The sequence below is a fragment of the Undibacterium sp. Ren11W genome (assembly GCF_049340485.1).
Taxonomy (GTDB): Bacteria; Pseudomonadota; Gammaproteobacteria; order Burkholderiales; family Burkholderiaceae_D; genus Undibacterium.
Genome location: NZ_JBMPPB010000053.1, coordinates 1 through 228, shown reverse-complemented (window position 1 = coordinate 228; position 228 = coordinate 1). Strand labels below are relative to the sequence as shown.

General features: G+C 57.9%; 1 protein-coding gene. It reads right to left on the bottom strand.

Features of this window, described 5'->3' with window-relative positions; all coding sequences use genetic code 11:
- Positions 1 to 228: hypothetical protein (locus tag ACO0K8_RS22430; RefSeq protein ID WP_422948870.1), on the bottom strand; the 228-nt coding region annotated here is incomplete at both ends.

The following is a 228-nucleotide window of genomic DNA, read 5'->3' as shown; positions in this document are numbered from 1 at the left end:
TTGTGTCCAGTACGGCACTGTCTGTGCCTGGGGCGGAGACATTGCCAGCTTGGTCGGTGACCGTTGCTGTGACCGTTAAATTAGCGCCTTCCGCTGGTTTCGCAACCGTGCTGCTATACGTACCAGCGGTGATTTCTGCGGCGGTCAAGACATGGCTTTGCGGAGTCGTGCCGTCGGTGATCGTCAGCGTATCACCTGCTTTAGCCGTACCTGGCAAGGCGACTGTGA